Annotated in this window: 11 protein-coding genes; 4 read left to right on the forward strand and 7 right to left on the reverse strand. The window is 61.9% G+C overall.

From position 1 onward, the window contains the following. Nucleotides 1–33: 33 nt before the first annotated feature. The 4 genes from Pan216_RS27860 to Pan216_RS27875 form a co-directional block, all read right to left on the reverse strand. Nucleotides 34–2,445: a S8 family peptidase gene (locus Pan216_RS27860; RefSeq protein WP_145263476.1), complete on the reverse strand. Its 2,412-nt coding sequence runs from the start codon at nt 2,443–2,445 to the stop codon at nt 34–36. A 776-nt stretch (nt 2,446–3,221) separates the two neighbouring features. Next, nucleotides 3,222–3,533, reverse strand: a complete 312-nt coding sequence (locus Pan216_RS27865; protein WP_145263478.1) for a Nif11-like leader peptide family natural product precursor — start codon at nt 3,531–3,533, stop codon at nt 3,222–3,224. Nucleotides 3,534–3,721: 188 nt separating this feature from the next. Further along, on the reverse strand, nt 3,722–4,714 hold the full coding sequence (locus Pan216_RS27870) for a GDP-mannose 4,6-dehydratase (RefSeq protein ID WP_419193087.1): 993 nt from the start codon (nt 4,712–4,714) through the stop codon (nt 3,722–3,724). A 398-nt stretch (nt 4,715–5,112) separates the two neighbouring features. Further along, nucleotides 5,113–5,934, reverse strand: coding sequence for a DUF255 domain-containing protein (locus Pan216_RS27875; protein WP_419193088.1), 822 nt, complete (start codon nt 5,932–5,934; stop codon nt 5,113–5,115). 406 nt (nt 5,935–6,340) lie between these two features. On the opposite strand from Pan216_RS27875, the gene Pan216_RS27880 reads away from it, so the two are divergent. Further along, on the forward strand, nt 6,341–7,306 hold the full coding sequence (locus Pan216_RS27880) for a chemotaxis protein CheV (protein WP_145263484.1): 966 nt from the start codon (nt 6,341–6,343) through the stop codon (nt 7,304–7,306). Between the two features lie 338 nt (nt 7,307–7,644). Here Pan216_RS27880 and Pan216_RS27885 read toward each other — a convergent pair whose 3' ends face one another. After that, nucleotides 7,645–8,646: a DUF1559 domain-containing protein gene (locus tag Pan216_RS27885; RefSeq protein WP_145263486.1), complete on the reverse strand. Its 1,002-nt coding sequence runs from the start codon at nt 8,644–8,646 to the stop codon at nt 7,645–7,647. A 427-nt stretch (nt 8,647–9,073) separates the two neighbouring features. Between Pan216_RS27885 and gpmI the strand changes: the two genes are divergently transcribed. After that, nucleotides 9,074–10,696 carry a 2,3-bisphosphoglycerate-independent phosphoglycerate mutase gene (gene gpmI, locus Pan216_RS27890; RefSeq protein WP_145263488.1) on the forward strand — a complete coding sequence of 541 codons (1,623 nt, stop codon included), beginning with the start codon at nt 9,074–9,076 and terminating at the stop codon, nt 10,694–10,696. Between the two features lie 224 nt (nt 10,697–10,920). Here gpmI and Pan216_RS27895 read toward each other — a convergent pair whose 3' ends face one another. Further along, nucleotides 10,921–13,914 (reverse strand): hypothetical protein, encoded by a 2,994-nt coding sequence (locus Pan216_RS27895; RefSeq protein ID WP_145263490.1) that lies wholly within the window; start codon nt 13,912–13,914, stop codon nt 10,921–10,923. Nucleotides 13,915–14,309: 395 nt separating this feature from the next. Between Pan216_RS27895 and Pan216_RS27900 the strand changes: the two genes are divergently transcribed. Then, complete coding sequence (locus Pan216_RS27900; protein ID WP_145263492.1) at nt 14,310–15,890, forward strand: amidophosphoribosyltransferase; 1,581 nt, start codon at nt 14,310–14,312, stop codon at nt 15,888–15,890. Nucleotides 15,891–15,973: 83 nt separating this feature from the next. On the opposite strand, the gene Pan216_RS27905 is transcribed toward Pan216_RS27900, so the two are convergent. Next, nucleotides 15,974–16,540, reverse strand: coding sequence for a hypothetical protein (locus Pan216_RS27905; RefSeq protein WP_145263494.1), 567 nt, complete (start codon nt 16,538–16,540; stop codon nt 15,974–15,976). 302 nt (nt 16,541–16,842) lie between these two features. Here Pan216_RS27905 and Pan216_RS27910 point away from each other — a divergent pair, with 302 nt between their 5' ends. Beyond that, nucleotides 16,843–17,973 (forward strand): cysteine desulfurase family protein, encoded by a 1,131-nt coding sequence (locus Pan216_RS27910; protein ID WP_145263496.1) that lies wholly within the window; start codon nt 16,843–16,845, stop codon nt 17,971–17,973. Nucleotides 17,974–18,311 lie beyond the last annotated feature (338 nt).

Here is an 18,311-nt window from a genome sequence, read left to right on the forward strand (position 1 = left end):
GGCACGCCCGCCACTCGAAGCGCGGACGATGTCCTACTGGCTCTCCCGCGAGTTCGACTCGGCCTGGTCGCCGTCGGGTTCGCGCATCGTGTGGATCCAGTCGATCAGCTCTTGCCAACGCTGCCGCAGCACGCGGAGAAGTTCCTCCTCCGTCATCGGCTCCGCATCGGCTTCCAGCTCATCATCGCCCGGTTCGAACAGCGACTGCCCGCCCGCGTTGGCCCGCGGATCACTCCGACGACCGGACGCCTCCGGGACTTCGAAGGAAGAAAGCCGGTCGCCAAGTCCCGTCTCGTCGAGTGAGTCGCGGACAGCCGGTCGGTAGAAGATCGGGTTGGCGGCTCCGCCTTGAAACCCGCTTCCGCCCCCCAAGTTCGCGAAGCGATTGAGCGCGATCAGTCGAATCACCGCCTCGTCGTCGAGATCGTCGTCGTCCATTCGCTCCTCGGAGTCGGAGAGGAACATCTCCTCGCGAATTTCCTCCTCCTCTTGCTCCGGGTCGGCCACCATCGTCGCGAGACTCTGTTGCGACAGCGGCGCGAAGAGAACCTCCGACGTCGTCGGCGCGTTGACCATCCAGTCGCTCGCGACCGGAGCGTCCCCCGCCAATCCGAAGATCAACTGCTGATCGCGGCCATCGAGCAGTCCATCGCGGTTGGTGTCGAAGCTCCAAACCCCCCCTTCGAAAACGCCAAGGTAGTCCGCTTCGCCAGTCGGGCCGTCGACGACGACCGGCTCCGCGCCGGGACCACCGAGTCGCAGGTAGAGGTCGCGAGTGTCGAAGATCGCGTTGCGATCGAGGTCGATGTACCACTCGTTGCCGCGAACGATGCCGAGTTCGTCAACCCCATCGCCGTCGACGTCGGCCACGATCGGAAGATCCCCGACGGTCCCGAAATTGACGATCTGGTCGTCGACGCCGAAAACTCCATCGCCGTTGGCGTCGAGGATGAACGAGCCGTCGCGGAAAATGCCGAGATACTCGCCCGCGCCCGCGCTCCAGACTCCCGTGATCGCGATATCTCCCGCGACGCCGAAGGGAAGCGAGAGATCCCCGGCGTCCCAACCCATCGTCCGGTTGGCATCGAAGATGAACTCGCCGCCCCGGAAGACGCCCCAGTAGCTCTCACCATCGATCGACCCGATGATCGGTTGGTCATTCGTGAGCCCGAACCCGAACTCGACATCCCCCCCATCCCAGATGCCGTTGGCATTGGCGTCGATGGAGAAGGTCGCGTTGCGATAGACCCCGACGTTGATCTCCGTGACGTTGACCGGCGGGGCTCCCGAAAGGGTCGCCACCGCATCGAGCGCGGCCGCGAGATCGAGCCGCGAAAATGTCAAACCCGTGTTGATGACGTTGTCGTTCTCGTCGTCGCCATCGAAGACCGACACACCGCGGTCCTGAAAGAGCGAGAGCATAAAGTCCTGATGCGCCAACCCGCCCAGTCCCGCGGCGTCGAGCGCCTGGTGAAGAATCGCCGCGGCTCCGGCGACGACCGGACTCGCCATCGAGGTCCCCGCTCGTGTCGCGTAGGTTCCCCCGAGGTCGGCGCTGGTAATCGCCGCTCCTGGAGCGAGCAAATCGAGGTCGGCCGAACGCTGCGTGAAGGAGGTGATCAGGTCGGGGCCGGTCGTGAAGTCCTGGGCGCCGCTGGTGAATCCGACGCTCCCGACATTCGCGTCCCACACGGCGCCGACGGAAACGACTTGTGGACTGATCGACGGGTAGGCGATCCCGATCGAGCTGCCGACGTTGTAGAAACCGTTGCCCGAAGCCGCCGCGACAAAGACACCCTGCGAACGCAGGATCGAGAACTCGTCCTCAAAGAAGAAGTAGGGATTCGAGAGAAACGACCCCGATCCCAGCGACATGTTGACCGCGACGATGTTGTAGCGCTCTTGGTTCTCCGCGACCCAACGCAGGGCATCTTCGATATCGCCGAAACTCCCCGAACCGTTGGCTCCCAGGGCCTTGAGCGCGATCAAGTTGGCGTCGGGGGCGACGCCGGGAAAGTTCGCGTTACTGCTGGCGACGATGCCGGCGACGTGGGTGCCGTGGCCGTTGTCGTCCATCGGGTCGGCGTCGTCGTTGAAGAAGTCGTACCCGGCGATGACGCGACTACCGCCCGGACCGAGAAAGGCCGGGTGCGTGTAGTCGATCCCCGAATCGATCACGGCGATCGAGTAGCCGGTTCCGCGATAGGGATAGTTGGCCTGGGCCGACGGGAGCCCTATCAGATTGGTCGCCTGCGTGTCCGCGGTGACCAAGTTGTCGTCAGCGCTTGGCGCCGCGACCTCGGTATCGTCGATGGTGAAGGTGAGATTGCGCCACTCACTGTGGCTCAACTCGGTTGGTAGTGGGGAACTCGTCGGCACGATCCGATCTTCAAGAAGATCGAAGTGCAACACGCGCGTCCAAGCGCGGAGAAGAGGTGGCTTCATTCAGGAAGAGTCCCAGAGGGGCGTCGCCGCGAAGCATCCCTCCCAATCCTAATTCGCGAAGCCTGTGTTGTCTAGGAAGGAGATGCCGTTCGATCAACTTTCGTTCGGTGGTGACTCATTGAGTGCAGCCTGCGCTCTCCATCTGGGTGCCATGTTACGTGGACATGTGGGAAACGGTCGTTGATCCGGCAAGTTGTTGCTTTGGGTAGGCAGGAGCGGCTAGACAACCCCTGTCGGGGTTGGTTTGTTATTTGAACCGGTACCCAGGGTGCGCGAAGCGCGACCCTGGGCTCCACCAGAGAACGGCGTTGCCGTTCGGAAAGTAACGCGATGACGTTCGGAAAATGAAGGCGGTGACGTTCGGAAAGTAACGCGATGACGTTCGGAAAATGAAGGCGTTGCCGTTCGGAAAGTAACGCGATGACGTTCGGAAAATGAAGGCGATGACGTTCGGAAAGTATCGCGGTGACGTTTGGAAGTAGTTTGGAAAGTGAAGGCTTCCCCCTCTTCCCAGCGGAGCATGCCAAAGGGATGGACGCCTAGTGTCGTGATTGGTTAGTTCATGGACTAAAAGACTCTTGGGTGCCATGCTCACGCTGGCCGTGGGCATGCGGAAAACGCCTATGATTGGGCAATCCTCCGCGCGATCTGAGGGCCGAGATTCAATGTGGCGAACGAACCAACCAAGACCCAATGTTCGGGTGGCACTGGCTGCTTGTCAGCCAGTGAGAAGTGATCGTGGGTTCACAACCCGAAACCTAGCGCTTGACGCAGCTCTAGTGATGGTGTTCCTTCTCCGTGAGCGCCCAGGCAACCAACATCGGTTTCCCGGCGGCGGCCCCCGCGCGGGCGTTGAGTTCGGCTTCGTCGACCTCGACCCCGGCGCGGCGATGGCGTTCGGCGACCTGTCCCTTCACCAAGTTGACGTAGTCGACGACACTAAACGAATACCCTTCCGACTCCGCCAAGCCGATGACCGCGGCGATCGCGTCGGCCGGATCAACGCGATCGATGGCGTGCGCCTTTCGGCGAAGCTCCCGATCCGTCTTGAGCTGGTGTAGGAACGCCATGATTGTGTCCGTCGACAAGGAATTCTCCGCGATCGATACGCTTGAGGAACGCCATCCGCGCGACCTCGCACGAAGGGGACGGTGGTGGAGTTCGGCAACATCACCGAAAGGAAACTATATCCAGATCGCGCCGCGGAGCACCGGCATCGGAAAAAGCATGAAGGGGAAAGGCGCGGGGCAACGGTAGGGATCGGGTCAGAGTGCTGTTAGGCGACGTTCGACTGCGCCGAGCGTCCGCCGCGGAGCGACGTCATCTCGGCTTCAACCATCATCGCGGCGAGTTCCTCGAAGCTGATCGAGGGTTCCCAATCGAGGACGGTTTTCGCCTTGGAGGGATCGGCCTGGACGATGCCCGACTCCTGGGGACGCATCAGCTCGCGATCGATCACCACGTAGTCGTGCCAGTCCAAACCGACATGATTGAACGCGGCCCGAACGAAGTCCTCGACCGAATGGGCCATGCCCGTTCCGATGACGAAGTCCTCGGGAGCGTCCGCCTCGAGAATGAGCGGCATCGCCCGGGCGAAATCGCCGGCATAGCCCCAATCGCGCCGGGCATGCAGATCGCCGAGATGAAGTTCGCGGTCCTGACCCAACGCGATTTTCGCGACCGAGTGGCTCACTTTCCGGGTGAGGAAGCGTGCCCCTCGTCGGGGGGACTCGTGATTGAAAAGGATCCCGACGCCGATGAAGAGACGATGCCGCTCCCGGTAGTGATGGGCCATCCGGTGAGCGTACGCCTTCGCCCGACCGTAGTCGTTTCGCGGATGAAACGGCGTCGTTTCGGACTGAGGGGTCTCCTTGGGTTCGCCGAAGACCTCGCTGGAGCTGGCGTGAAAGATGCGCGCTCCGGGGGCGTGCTTGCGGACCGCGTCGAAGACGCGCTCGGGACCGAGCCCGGTGATCTGCCACGCCGCCTCGGGGAACTCCATGCACGCCGAGACCGACGTCTCCGCGGCCAAATGGTAAATTTCGTCGGGTTCGACGCGGGAGATGAGTTCTTCCATGGAGGACGCATTCGCAAGATCGCCTTGGTGGAGCGCGATCCGATCGCGAAGATGGGCAAGTCTGGCGGGAAACTCGGGGCCGAGCTTGCGCACCATCCCATGAACATCCCGGCCCTTCTCAAGCAGGACTTCAGCGAGATAGCTCCCGTCCTGACCCGAGATTCCGGTGATCAGGGCGCGCTTTGTTCTCACGTCTCGTGAAGATCTCGACGTCACGGCCGCGCCCATTTCGACTCACCTCGAAACGTTCGAAGTACTTATGCCTTCGCGGGTTACCGCTCTTGGCACCAACTCATGCCCGGAAGGATCTCTTCTCCGAGCCGCCTCCTCATACTCGGGTCGTCCAACTTTTGCCAGACCTATCGAGGAACTTGTTCTGAAAGGATCTCGGGAGCGAGAACGGACTTGGAAAAAGGCGGGTTCGACGAGCCAGGATATTGGATAAGCGATGGTTGCCCAAGGGATTGACTTCAACCGCTCCCCCTTGCCCAAGGGGGGATGCTGAATGGCAATCCCCTTGGAACAGAGGAAGGTTGGATGGCAACGCTTTCTAACGAGGGGGAAGACCGCCGCGGGCAGCTTCCCACGTCTCAGCGCGATCGACGCTGTGCCTCGTACCACTCTCGCTTGACGTCTTCCGGCACAAAGCGGTAGGGAGCGGCGAGAAATCGCTCGCGGCTCGATTCGCCTGAAAAGAGCCAGAGACGGTCGATGTAGACCGCGGCGTGCCGGACATCGCCCTTCATCCCGCCCGTCGACATGACACACGCGCCACCCGCGACCGGTAGGTAGCGCTTCGGGTCGGCCCGGAAACGATCCGCTTTGGCTTGCGACGCGAAGTGATACGTCATTCCCGCCTCCCGGACCATGAATCGCTCGTCTCCCCGGCGTAGTTGCTGCTCCTCCAACATGCTCACCAAGCAGACGCCGCCGAATTCGGGCCGTTCCTCCGCCCGGGCCGCGACCAAGGGAGTCGTTTTCGCCGCAAGAGGCCGCTGTTTTGGACAAAGGCCGTCGATGCCCTTAAGGAATCGCGGAACATCCTGGTAACCGCTCAGCTTGCGAAGGACGACTTGGTCGGCCGTGAGCACCATTGTGGTGGGGAAACTTCGCACACCGATGGCTCGGGCGACGGAGGGATTGGCGTCGACATCGACCTTGAGCGGAACGAAACAGCCGTTGATGTGCCGAGCGACCCGATCGTTGGAAAAGGTCTCGTCGAACATGCGATGGCAGTAGTGGCACCACGACGCGGTAAAGGTCATGAGGACCGGCTTGCCGGATTGACGGGACTCGTTGAGGGCGCTGGTCATGTCGTCGCGCCAAGCGACGCCAGCTGCTTGGGCCGATCCAACGGCGGAGAGGGCCCCGACAAGGAGGGCCAAGGAGAGGGACTTGTGGAACGTGGACATGGTTCTTCCTCGCATGGAACGCTTGGTTCACTGGAGGGATTATCGGCGGGATGGTGGCCTCGCCTGTGTGAGCTCGATCACCATGAGAGACGCGAGTCGCTTTTCCTCGCTGGCGCGACCGGCGCGATCATCCTGTTCGCACGTCTAACCACCGGGGAATCTGACGGTTACGTCGACTTAGCGACCCAGGGCACGAGAAGCATCGAGTGACGTAGTCCTCTTGTCCCGGTGCGGACTGGACAGAAAGTTTGCGATCGCCAAGAAGCGAGCTATATTTCACTGCCAAACGAATTAAAGCCGCGCATGCTGCGTCCTGCGCGATCAGCGATTCCGTGCTATTGGAGCCCAGCGCGATCGGGCCCGTTGGCATCGTCCCTTTCGTGGAGTCTCTTGGGAGAGCCCTCTCTTGACCACCATCGCCAAGCCGCCGACCACGCAATCCCACCTCGGGACGAACATTCTTCTCGAGGCAGGCACCAACGAGCTCGAGGTCCTCGTCTTTCATCTCGACGAGCATCGGTACGGCATCAACGGGGCCAAGGTCCGCGAAGTGGTCCATCCGCCCAAGGTACGCCCGGTCCCCAACGCCCACGAGTCGCTCGATGGGCTCTGCAAACTGCGGGACCTAGTCATGCCGATGGTCTCGCTGCGAAAGTACTTCCAGCTCAACGCGCCCGAGCAGCTCGCCAAGCTCGACACGTCCAAGTCCCTCGACTCGCACGATTCGCAAGTCATCGTAACCGTCTTCAACAGCCAGTCGGTCGCGTTCCGCGTCGATCGCGTCGACCGGATCTACCGCATCTCTTGGGAGAAGATGCGGCCGCTGCCCGAACTGTGCGACAGCGATCGCAACCTCTTCACCGGCTTGACGGTCATCGACGAGGATATCGTCCTGATGGTCGACCTCGAGAAGATCAGTGAGGAGATCAACGGCCGCAAGTCCCGATTGGTTGCCGAAGCGGAAGCCTCTCATGCGAAGCCGCTACTTGGTAAGCGGATCCTCTACGCGGAGGATTCGCTGATGATTCAAACGATGACGACCGATCTTCTGCGAGCGGCGGGCGTCGACGATCTTCACATCTTCAACAACGGCCAGGATGCCTGGAACTGGGTCAATCAACACTCGGGGGTTCCACCCCTCGACGTCGTCGTGACCGACATCGAGATGCCGCTGATGGATGGTCTTCACCTGACGTCGCGACTGCGTCAGGACAAGCGAACCAGCAACATTCCCGTGATCCTGCTCTCCTCGCTGATCAATGCCGAGAACGAAAAGAAGGGCAAAGCCGTCGGCGCCACTGCCCAACTGGTCAAGAGTAAGATCAACCTCCTCCCCGGCACCATCGCCGAAGCGCTCACGGCGGGGAAGTAGACGCCGGGTGGGCGGGTCTGCCTGTCAATGGCTTCGGCGTAGGGTCATCGGTTCGGAAACGACCCACGGCTCCCGCGACGATTTGGACAACGCTTCAGCGTCTCCGCCGGGGCCGCTTGCCCAAGGGGACTCCTGAGGCCGAGCCACCGAGGTAGGAACCTCGCGCGAATCGTCGAACGGTGGCACTGGCCGACAAGCAGCCAATGGCACCCAAACGTCAGACGTTGACGAGTTGCTCGTGCACGGTCAAACACCCAAGTTCGGGTTGACGGTGACACCAATCGTTTTCACTGGCCGACAGCCGGCCAGTGGCACCCGAGAGTCAGGCTTTGACCGAGCTAGTCGGATACGCCACCCAGAGGCTGGTTGTCGTCGCGGGCGGCAAGTTGCCTGTAGACTTGAAGGTCAATGGTCTCGCTGACGAAGTGAGTCGAGCCATCCCCCATCGCGAAATAGCATCCTCCTGGGTGATGGCTTCCGAAGAGCCGGTTCTGGTCAACCCAATTTCCCGTCGTTCCTCGATTGAAAGGCCGACTGTTGATCGAGTCGACGGCGGCGGCCGTTGAACTGAGCATCACCCAACGTCCGGTCCCGGGATGAGTGCCCGTCGCCCAGGTGTTGTAGGCGCTGGGAAACCCGCTGCGCGCGTTCTGATAGACGCTCTCTCCCAACGCGAAGACCTTGGCGGAGCCATCGGAAAGGGAGGCCAACCTCACCTTCGAGTTGATGAACATCGTGCCGTTGTTGAAAAAGACGGCCAACTGCAGTCCCGCATCGTTGTTCGCGCAGGGGTACGCGGCGTCTTCACCGGTCGGCGGCTGGGGGCCTCCTCCCATGCACGCGAAATAGTTGTTCCGCGGCGTATTGCCCGAGAGAGGATCGGAAGGACATTGAAACTTCGCGAGTGGGTCAAGGACTTGGGGAATGTTCGCCGCTCCGATGCCGTTGTGGCCAACGCCCGAAGTGTTCATGCCGTAGGGAAACGGCTGTTCGAAGTTGAAGCGATCGTAGCGTTGCTGCTCGTCCATGAAGGGGAGAAGCATGACGGTCCAAGGGGCACGGCTCGCGTCGCGGCCACCCGTGTTGGGATTGCAGACATTGCCCGCGTCCTCGGTGGTAATCACCGCGGGCGGAAACGCGCCATGGGCGTCGTGGTAATTGTGCAGCGCGACGCCGAGCTGCTTGAAGTTGTTCGCGCACTGACTGCGACGCGCCGCTTCACGAGCCTGCTGAATCGCGGGCAAGAGCAGGGCGACCAAGACTCCAATGATCGCGATGACGACGAGAAGCTCGACAAGCGTGAAACCTCTGTCCCTTATCCGTAACGTTTGCGGTCCCATCGGTGATCTCCCTGGACATGACTTTGCCACTCGGCCCACTTTCGCGACTAGCGAAAGCGAGCGTGCGATCAAGGTAACGAAGAGCCAGGCCGGGCTTTTGGTGGTCCCTCGACCCGGAAGTCTCCCTCGCAAGTTGGGACGACCTGATTGGCTCGTCGTCAGCAGCAATCGTTCATCAAGAGATTCACCCCCCCAATCGACGTTCGTAGCCGCCAAATGACGTAAAGTCAACGATCGATTTTGGATGGGAGACTTCGATCGATCGCGCGCGGGCGGCTTTCCCGGCGCGCTGGTGCTTCTCCTTCTCCTCGGCCCACCTAGAATGCCCTCCGAAACACGCTGATCGGCGAGGTCTGGCGTGCATGCTCGGATCGGCATGCCACGATCGACGCCCAAGAATTGAATCGCTCGCAAGGAGAGGGCCACGATGCCTGAACTCAAACGACGTCCCGTGGTCATCATTGTCCGCGACGGCTGGGGCCAGAATCCCGACCCCAAAGGGAATGACGCCAACGCCGTCTTCCTTGGCAAAACCCCCGTCGCCGACCGACTCATGGAGACCTACCCGACCGCCCTGATCCATACCTCCGGCGAGGACGTCGGCTTGCCCGCGGGCATCATGGGTAACAGCGAAGTCGGCCACCAAAACATCGGCGCCGGCCGGATCGTCGACCAGGAACTATTGCGACTCTCGAAATTGGTCCGTTCCGGCGGGATCTTCGAGAACGAAACCCTCCGCGCGGCGATGGAGCACGTCAAGAAGAAGGGGAGCAAGCTCCATTTCATGGGGCTGGCCAGCAGCGCCGGCGTCCACAGCTCCCTCGATCACCTCGACGGGCTGCTCGAGATGGCCAAGCGCTTCGAGGTCCCCGGCGAGAAGGTCTTCGTCCACTGCTTTGGCGATGGACGCGACACGGCGCCGAAGAGCGGGGCCGGGTTCTGCCAAAAGATCGAAGCGACGATGCAGCGCCTCGGCGTGGGCCGGGTAGCGTCGGTGATCGGCCGGTACTACGCGATGGACCGCGACAATCGCTGGGACCGCGTGGAGAAAGCCTATCGACTCCTCACCGAGGCCAAGGGCAAGAAGGTCGCCTCCGCCAAGGCTGCGTTCGAGGACTATTACGAGAACCCAACCGAACCCTCGCGATCGGGCGACGAATTCATCGAACCGACCGTCATCGTCGATGGGGACGAGAACCCGCTCGCCACGATCGAGGATGGTGACGCGGTTGTCTTCTTCAACTTCCGGGGCGATCGCCCGCGGGAGATCTCCCGAGCCTTCGTCTTCGACACCTTTCCCTACGAGGTGAAGGAGGAGGGTGAGGCGACGATGATGGGCTTCGATCGTCCCAAGAAACTCGACCTCTTCTACGTCACGCTCACGGAGTACGAGAAGGGACTGCCGGTCAATGTCGCGTGCCCTAAGCCCCCAAAGATGGCGGGCATCCTCGGGATGTACGTGGCAGAACTGGGCCTCAAGCAATTCCGCTGCGCCGAAACGGAGAAGTTTCCGCACGTGACCTTCTTTTTCAATGACTACCGCGAAGAACCTTTCGACGGTGAGGATCGGCAGATCATTCCCTCGCCCCGCGATGTCTCGACGTACGACCAGAAGCCGGAGATGTCGGCCTACGAGGTGACCGAGGAGATGTTGCGCCGCATTGACTCGGAGAAGTACGACCTCATGGTGCTCAACTACGCCAATGGGGACATGGTCGGTCACACCGGTTCACTCCCGGCCGCGATCAAGGCGGTCGAGACGGTCGACGAGTGTGTCGGGAAGATCGTCGAGGCGGTGCTGGCCAAGGGAGGGGCTCTCATCGTCACCGCCGATCACGGGAATTCCGAGCAGATGGTCGATCCGGAGACGGGTGGTCCGCACACGTCCCACACGACGTACGATGTGCCGCTGATCGTGGTCGATGATGGTTCGAAGGGAGAGTCGTTGCGGGAGGGAGGTCGTTTGGCCGACATCGCGCCGACGGCGCTCGATTTGTTGGGATTGGAGAAACCGGCGGAGATGTCGGGGCAGTCGCTGCTCGCGAAGTAGCCTTGCCGGAGAGTCGCCGGAACGACGACCCTCGGGCGGGCTGGCTGGTCGATTCGATCTCCGGGGAGACCCAGTCCGTTTGTCGTTGGCGCTGATTCGCGCCAAAGTCGACCGTTTTCGAACCGATTCGCATCGAGTCTCGACCGTTTTGAAACCTTTTGGCGCCGAAAGCCGACCGTTTCGGCTCTCTTCGGCGCCTCTGTCCATGGCGTGAGGTCCGACGACTAGATCACGTCAAAGACATCGTCGAGGCTCTCGTAGTCGAGTTCGGAATCCTTCGAGACGTCGACAACAAGGGTCTCGTCCTCGACCTCCTCATTGCTCCCCTCGGAGCGACTTGTGCGCTCCGCGGCGTCGGCAGCGGCTTCCTCGGCGGTGCGCGAATCCCACCATCCGAGAAAGGCCGCCGAGGAGATGCTCTGTTGGGCGACGCCGCCCTCGAGAGCCCATCGCTCCTGATTGGTCAGCTCCCGGTTGGTGAACGTCCTCGTGACGAACAGATCGGGGAAGATGATCGACTCGCCCGGATTGGCGACCGACCCATCCTCAAACAGTCCCGTGAGAACCTGGTAGAGCGTCAATTGTCCCGGCTCGAGATTGAACGGAGCCGGTTCGGTTTGTTGGGTGAGCTCGTTGTAGAAGCTCAATCGTTGCGGATAGCCCCCATTGGGGAAGGTGACCGCGACGTTGTTGAAGACGAGACCCTGCTGGTCGGTGGTGAAGACCATCGAGCCGGCGGCTCCCGTCGAGACGGTGGCGGCATAGCCGAAGACCGGACCGTCGAAGTCGTTGAAGTAGGGACCGATGATGTTCGCCGCCAGGATCGGCATCTCCCCGGGCGTCGGGTTGTCCGGGTCGGCCAGGATGAATCGTCCCGAGCCGTCGGAGAACATCGCGGCACTGACGTTGCCTGGGTTGAACCCAAACCCGCCACTTCCTGGAGAGGCGATCAGCGTCTGGTAGACGGACGAGATCTGCTGCAGCGCCGGGGTGTAGAAGGTGTTGTCGGTTCCGACGTGTGCCTCATCGAAGTAGCCACCCTCCCCTTCACGAATCGACCGCAACACGTCGATCCAGTCGGCGGTGCCGTTGAGATCGACATCGTCGTCGATGCCGGTCGCGATCGACCCGTTTGGATCCATCGCCAGCGTGACCGCGCTGGACCCGTAGATCACGATTGAGATCGTCTCTTGCGGCAAGGGGGAGCGTTCCAACAGAGCGATGATGTAGTCGAGATCGTCCCCGCGAATGCCGTCGTTGTTGCGATCGTCGAGCTCGTTGAGCACGCGGTCGTAGTTGACGTCCTGGTTCGGGAAGAGCTCGAACTCACTCATGCTCGCCGACGCGTCGATCGCGATGATTAGATGCAGACCGCCGGAACGATCGTAGATCGTCGGCACGAGCGTCGGTTCCTCCGCGTAGGGCGGCAACAACGGCGGATTGTCCGTCGTATTGCCCGAGGGCGGGGGCGGTCCGGGGGGAGGGGGTGGCGAGGCCCCGCCCGTGATGTCGAAGCTTCCCCATCCCGTGGTCCACTGGCCAACCGCGAAGGGCGAGGTGTCGGCCGATGGGCCGAAGATCCAGAACCGCGTTCCGTTGGCCGGTTGATTGTTCGGATCGGGATCGATCGCGATGCCCGTCCAGCGGCCCCACGTGTCGAAGGGATAGAAGGGCGTCTGCAAGCCTTCGGACGGCCCGTAGTCGGCATTGCCGGTGCGGAAGGTGATCGGATCGACCGTCGTTCCCGCGGTATCGGTTCCCATGCGGCCGGTATAGTAGGCCCCGACGCGTGTGAGCGGGTTGGCGGCGAACTGGATCGCCATGTTTCCGTCGGCGGCGACCATGATCTGCGGGAAGAACTCCGCCGCCGAGCCGATCGCCAATTCGTTGACCGAGCCGGCGTTGATCGTGCCGTCGATCGTGGCGAGTTGGAACGTGGAGGCGTCAATTTGATACCAGCGGACATCGGCTTCGGAATTGATGCCGTTCTCGCCGACGGTGTGCGTGGTCCAGATCTGACCATCGCGAAGGACCGCGTTGCCCGCACCCGTGCCGATGATGTCTTGGGCGAGTCGACTCTGATCGACGGCCGCCGAATTCGACATGCTGAGCTGAATCGGATCGATGTCCCCATCGTCGGCGTTGAGGGGTTCGCCAAAGTCGGTCAGATCGCCGACTTCGCTGATCTGCAATCCAGTGGTCGTCGTCTGCAAGTTCGGCGTCGTCGTGTTGATCGTGTAGATCTTCGCGTAGTCGGTGAGGTTGTTGGCCGACTGGAGTTCGCCGTCCTCATTGACGTTCAGCGCGACGATGTGGAACGTGTTCCCACTGTCGAAGTTATGCGTCGGCTGTAGCCAATAGTCTTGGCCGGAGATGCCGGCGATCTCGCGCGGACTGTAGAGTTCGGTTCCGGGCGTGGCGGTGATGAGGTTGTCCGGATTGACCTGTGCCCCGTCGTACACCAGCGACTTCGGCACAATCAGGATGCGACTATCGATCAAGCCATTGACGGGAATCGCCGTGCCATCGGAGAGCGTCGTCGCGACCCGCGAGTGGATGTTGAAGGTCAGGACCAGCTCGCCCTGGGACATGCCGAGCCCGGTGAGCGACGCGTACTCGCTCGCATCGAGTCCGAGCAGTTCCAGTTCGAACTCGTAAAGATGCCACGCTTCACCAGTGGGAGCCGACGAGCCGTTGATGACGACCGACGGATCGACGCCTTCGGAAACACCGAGCCACAATCGCGACGCGGTTCCATTATTGGCCGCGTCGACCGCTTGGGTTCCGGCGAAGACCATTCGTTGCCCGATGCCGAACGTGAACTGGTCGAAGAGTGTTTTGACCTCCGTGGCCCCAAGAATGGGGGCGTTGTAGGAGGTGTCGCCGACAAGGGTTTGCGGGGCATCCCGATCGCCACCGCCACTGAGCGCGAAGAAGCTGTTGACGAAGGCGACGTCGTTGCCCGGGCTGGGCTCGGTCCCGTCCTTATTGGTAAGTTGGACCACGTCGTTGGTGACGGCGAAGAGTCGGTTGAACGACGCAGCACCATTGGCGTTGGAACCTTGCTGAAAGACCGAGGCATCCTCTTCTCGGGGCCCTTCGAAGGTGGATCCAGAATTTAGGCCGCCGACATCGAAGACGACGCGGTCCTCGAGTGATTCCATCATCGGCCGGAAAGCCCGACTGTCCACTTGGGAACGGGGCGAGCGTTGCGACATTGTGTCCTCCTTGCGAACCCTTCAGCGGCGCACCACCATCTCCGGCCGCGAGTACGGAGACGCGCGATCCGATCCAGTTATCGCTTCCTTCGATATCGGTCGCCCAAGCGCCACGATTGAGGAAAACGGCAGGATCGGAAAAACCCCGTCCGGCCGTGCTTCCGGTAAGGTCCGCACGAACCGACCTTGGGGCAAAAGAGGGAAAGAGATGACGACGGGAGGGGTTCCCGAGGCGGCGCCGCTCGAGCGACAGCGCGAATCGCCGGACGCCAGAGGGCTTCGGTGGTATAATCCGTTACGTCAAGCGGGATGGCCGTGACCCAGATACTCTCGAGTGGAGCGATCCCAGATCGCGCTTCAGTCGGGTGATCGCGGCAGGAGACCAGGGGGCTTCAATGGCCGAACTCCACCACGAGTGCGGGATCGTGGGTATTTACCATCTTCCCGGCGCAGGTGGCTCGTCAATCATCCCGCCCGGAATGGAGTCCGAAGTATCCCGCCTCTTGCCGCGGATGCTCCTGGACCTCCAAAACCGTGGCCAGCTCGCGGCCGGTATCTCCACCTACCGTCACGACCGCGACCAACTCCTCGACACCTACCGCGAAATCGGATCGGTCATCGAGGCCTTTCGGCTAAATCGACGCGAGAAATACGAGAAACTCATGACCAAGTACGCCGCTCCCGCCGGCATCGGTCATGTGCGCTACGCCACCTGCGGCCGCGAGGACCGCAGCTACGCCCAACCCTTCGAGCGCCATCACGGCTGCAAGTGGAAGTGGTTCTCCTTCGCCTTTAACGGGCAACTGGCCAACTACAGCGAACTGGCCAAGGAGCTACTCGAGAAAGAGAACTACCACCTGACCCGTCAGACCGACACCGAGGTCATTCAGCATCATTTGAGCTATCAATTGCGTGCCGAACGCCCCGACTTGGTCGAGATGTTCCGCAACCTGGCGAAGAAGTTCGACGGCGCCTACAACCTGCTCTACCTCAACGCGATGGGCGAGCTGGCCGCGATCCGCGATCCGCTCGGGATTCGTCCCCTCTGCTACGCGGTCGACGGCCCCCTAATCGCGTTCGCCAGCGAGAGCGTGGCGCTGTTGAATCTCGGTTTCCAGAAGATCGAGTCGATGGAACCGGGCGAAATCATCACCATCCAGGATGGCAAGATCCGCCACGACCGGATCGCGCCGCGACAGAAGCGGGCCCACTGCTTCTTCGAGTGGATCTACTTCGCGAACGTCGCCAGCGTGCTGGACAGCCAGAGTGTCTACCAGACCCGCGCCCGGCTCGGCCAAGAGCTGGCCCGAACCGAATCGCTCACGATCGACGACGACACCATCGTCGTTCCGGTCCCCGACACCGCCAAGGCCGCGGCGGACGCGATGGCCTACGAGCTTCGCTGTCCCTCCATGGAAGGGCTGATCCGCAATCGCTACGTCGGTCGGACCTTCATCGAGGGCAATCGTCGCGGCGACCGCGTCAAACTCAAGTACACCCCGCTTCGCGAAGTCCTGGAAGGTCGGCGCGTCATCCTCGTCGAGGACACTATCGTTCGCAGCACGACGATGAAAGCCCTGATCAAGCACATGCGCAGCAAGGGAGGAGCCCGCGAGATCCACGTGCGGGTCGCGTGCCCGCCAATCGTTGCTCCCTGCTTCTACGGCATCGACATGTCGACTGTCGGCGAGCTCTTCGCGCCGAAGTTCCTCGACGATCCGCACGGATTGAATGACGAGGTGCAACACCGCATGGCCGAGTCGCTGGAGGCCGACACCCTTCGTTATCTTCCGATCGACGCCCTGGCGCGAGCCATCGGGCTGTCCGAGGAAGATATCTGCCAAGCGTGTGTCACCGGTGACTACCCGACCGCCAAGGGTCAGCAGCTCTACCAGATCGCGCTGGGCCAAACCGGAACTCAACAGGGAAGAACGTACGAGCAGAAACTCGAGGAAGTGGGTAGCGCGTCGACCTAGCGAGATTGATTCCGCGACGCGTCACGGACATCGAGCGAATGCCGATCCCCATGAGGATGGAAGAGCGCCCGTTCCACGACGGGTTAGGAGCCCTTGGGACCCAGGTTTGTTTTCCACGTCTCGATCGCCTCGGCGACCGCGTGCATCGACTTCACATCGTCGTCATGACGGGCTTCGAAGACTCGAAGCAGCGAGGGATCGTCGGGATGGGGCACCTCGCAACGGAAAAAGGTCTCCCCCGTCTCTTCGTCCATCTCGAGGCGAATGTTGCGAGCGCCCGCCTGCTCCAGCCGATCGCGGGCCCGTTCGTAGTCCCCCGCCTTGGGCGATGTTTCCTTCTCGGCGCTCGCTTCGCCGCCGGCGAACGAAACGCCGGCATCGCGCGGCGGCGGATCACCCTTGGTCGCCGCGTTGCTGGACGCCGGTTCCGAGGCGGTCGACCGCGAACCGAGAAATGGATCCGACGTCGTCGGACTCGTACTCACTTCACGGGCCGTGTCTCGGTCGGAGAGCCCGCCACCAAGCGACGCGGCCGGGTTCCCGAGCGACGCGTGGAAGGGATCCTCACGCAGTTTCGCTTTCGGACCACACCCGATCACACCCATGCCGCAGCAGCAGAGCACCAGACCGAGAAAGGAACGTCTTATCACGGACTATCCTTCCCGAGTTGCAGAGATTCTCTCCCTTTCCCATCGCGGGAGAGTCGCGCGTTACCTCAACCTGGGTGTCGTGCGAGAAGCACTGTGGCGAATAGCGGCGACCGAGATTCGATGCAAGGTGATTTGACGACCGCCTCGGCGTTTCTTCACCATTTTTTGGCTATTTGAGGATGTTTGTCGGCAGTCGAGCCAGAGGGACAAGAGAGGCTTTGCTTGGGAGCCGTATCGCTCCCCCTTGGCCGAGGGGGGACAAGAGAGGTCTCTCCAAAGAACGACGCTAACATGAACGGGACATGAACGAGATCTACCTCGACAACAACGCGACCACGCCGCTCGACCCCGAGGTCTTCGAGGAGATGACGCCCTACCTCGCCGGCTTCCACGGCAACCCCTCGAGTCAACACGCTCTCGGACGGCGGGCGCGACGGGCCATCGACGGGGCACGGGAACGCATCGCCGCGGTGCTGCACGCCGATCCGAGCGAGATCGTCTTCACCAGCGGCGCGACCGAGGCGAACAACCAAGCCGTCGCAGCGATCGCCGGTCGGCCCGAGGGGCACGTTCTTCTCAATCCCGCCGATCATCCCAGTACGCTCGAACCGACCAGGGATCTGGCTCGAAAGGGGATGCGGGTCGAAGAGCTTTCCCTCGACGGCGAGGGGTTCGTCGATCGCTTCGCCGAGCAAGTCCGCGACGAGACACGACTGGTCGTCTGCCAGTTGGCCAACGGCGAATCCGGTACCGTTCAGGAGATCGCCAAGCTCGTCGCGTCGATGCCGCGCGGATGCCGCTTCCACTGCGACGCGGTCCAAGCGATCGGCCGTCTCCCCGTCGACTTTCGCGAACTCGGCGTCACGACGTTGAGCCTCTCCGGGCACAAACTGCACGGACCGGTCGGTATCGGCGCCCTGCTCGTGCGCCGCGACACCTCGTGCACCGCGCTGCTTCGTGGCGGCCATCAACAACAAGGACTGCGGCCCGGGACCGAGTCGGTCGCCAACATCGTCGGCTTGGGCAAGGCGATCGAGCTAGCGTGCCGGCGGATGCCGACCGAGATCGCTTCGATCGCGGCTCTTCGCGATCGGTTCGAAGCCGCGTTGCTCAAGCATCTCGAGGGAACCGTCGTCAATGGCACGACCGAGCGACGATTGGCGAACACCAGCAATCTCTCGTTTCCGGGAACCACGGCGGAGAAGCTGCTGATGGCGCTCGACCTGGCGGGGGTCTGTTGCTCGGCGGGGACGGCGTGCGCGAGTGGAAGTCTTGAGCCCTCGCCGGTGCTGGTCGCGATGGGGTTGGAGGGGGACCGCTTGAACGGAGCCGTCCGCTTTAGCCTTAGTCGTCTCACCACCTCGGAGGAGGTCGACCTCGCGGTCGATCGCATCGCCCGAGTGGTCGAGCGGTTGCGAGGGAGGAACGACTGACGACGCGAAAGTCAAGGATGTTCCCAATTTACCGAGGAGAGGCTTCTCGACGTTGCCGCTTGGCAATGGTCCGAAAGGCGACAAGCCATAGAATTCTCTCCTTACAGGCAATCAATCCAGGAATTGTATCCGCCGCGCACCTTTAAGAATTTGCGGCACGATAGGATCCGGGCGCGGTGGGTGGATCATTCCTAACAGGCTGCTGGCATCAGCGGGCCGAGACGAGAACGATGCGTTCTCGACGGTGATTGCGATAGGGCCAAACCATGGAGACGCGGAGAGAGGTGAGCCGCGTACCTCTTTCCACCTGTGTCGACGTAGAGTCTATGGAAGGGCGA

The sequence above is a fragment of the Kolteria novifilia genome, assembly GCA_007748055.1.
Classification (GTDB): domain Bacteria; phylum Planctomycetota; class Planctomycetia; order Kolteriales; family Kolteriaceae; genus Kolteria; species Kolteria novifilia.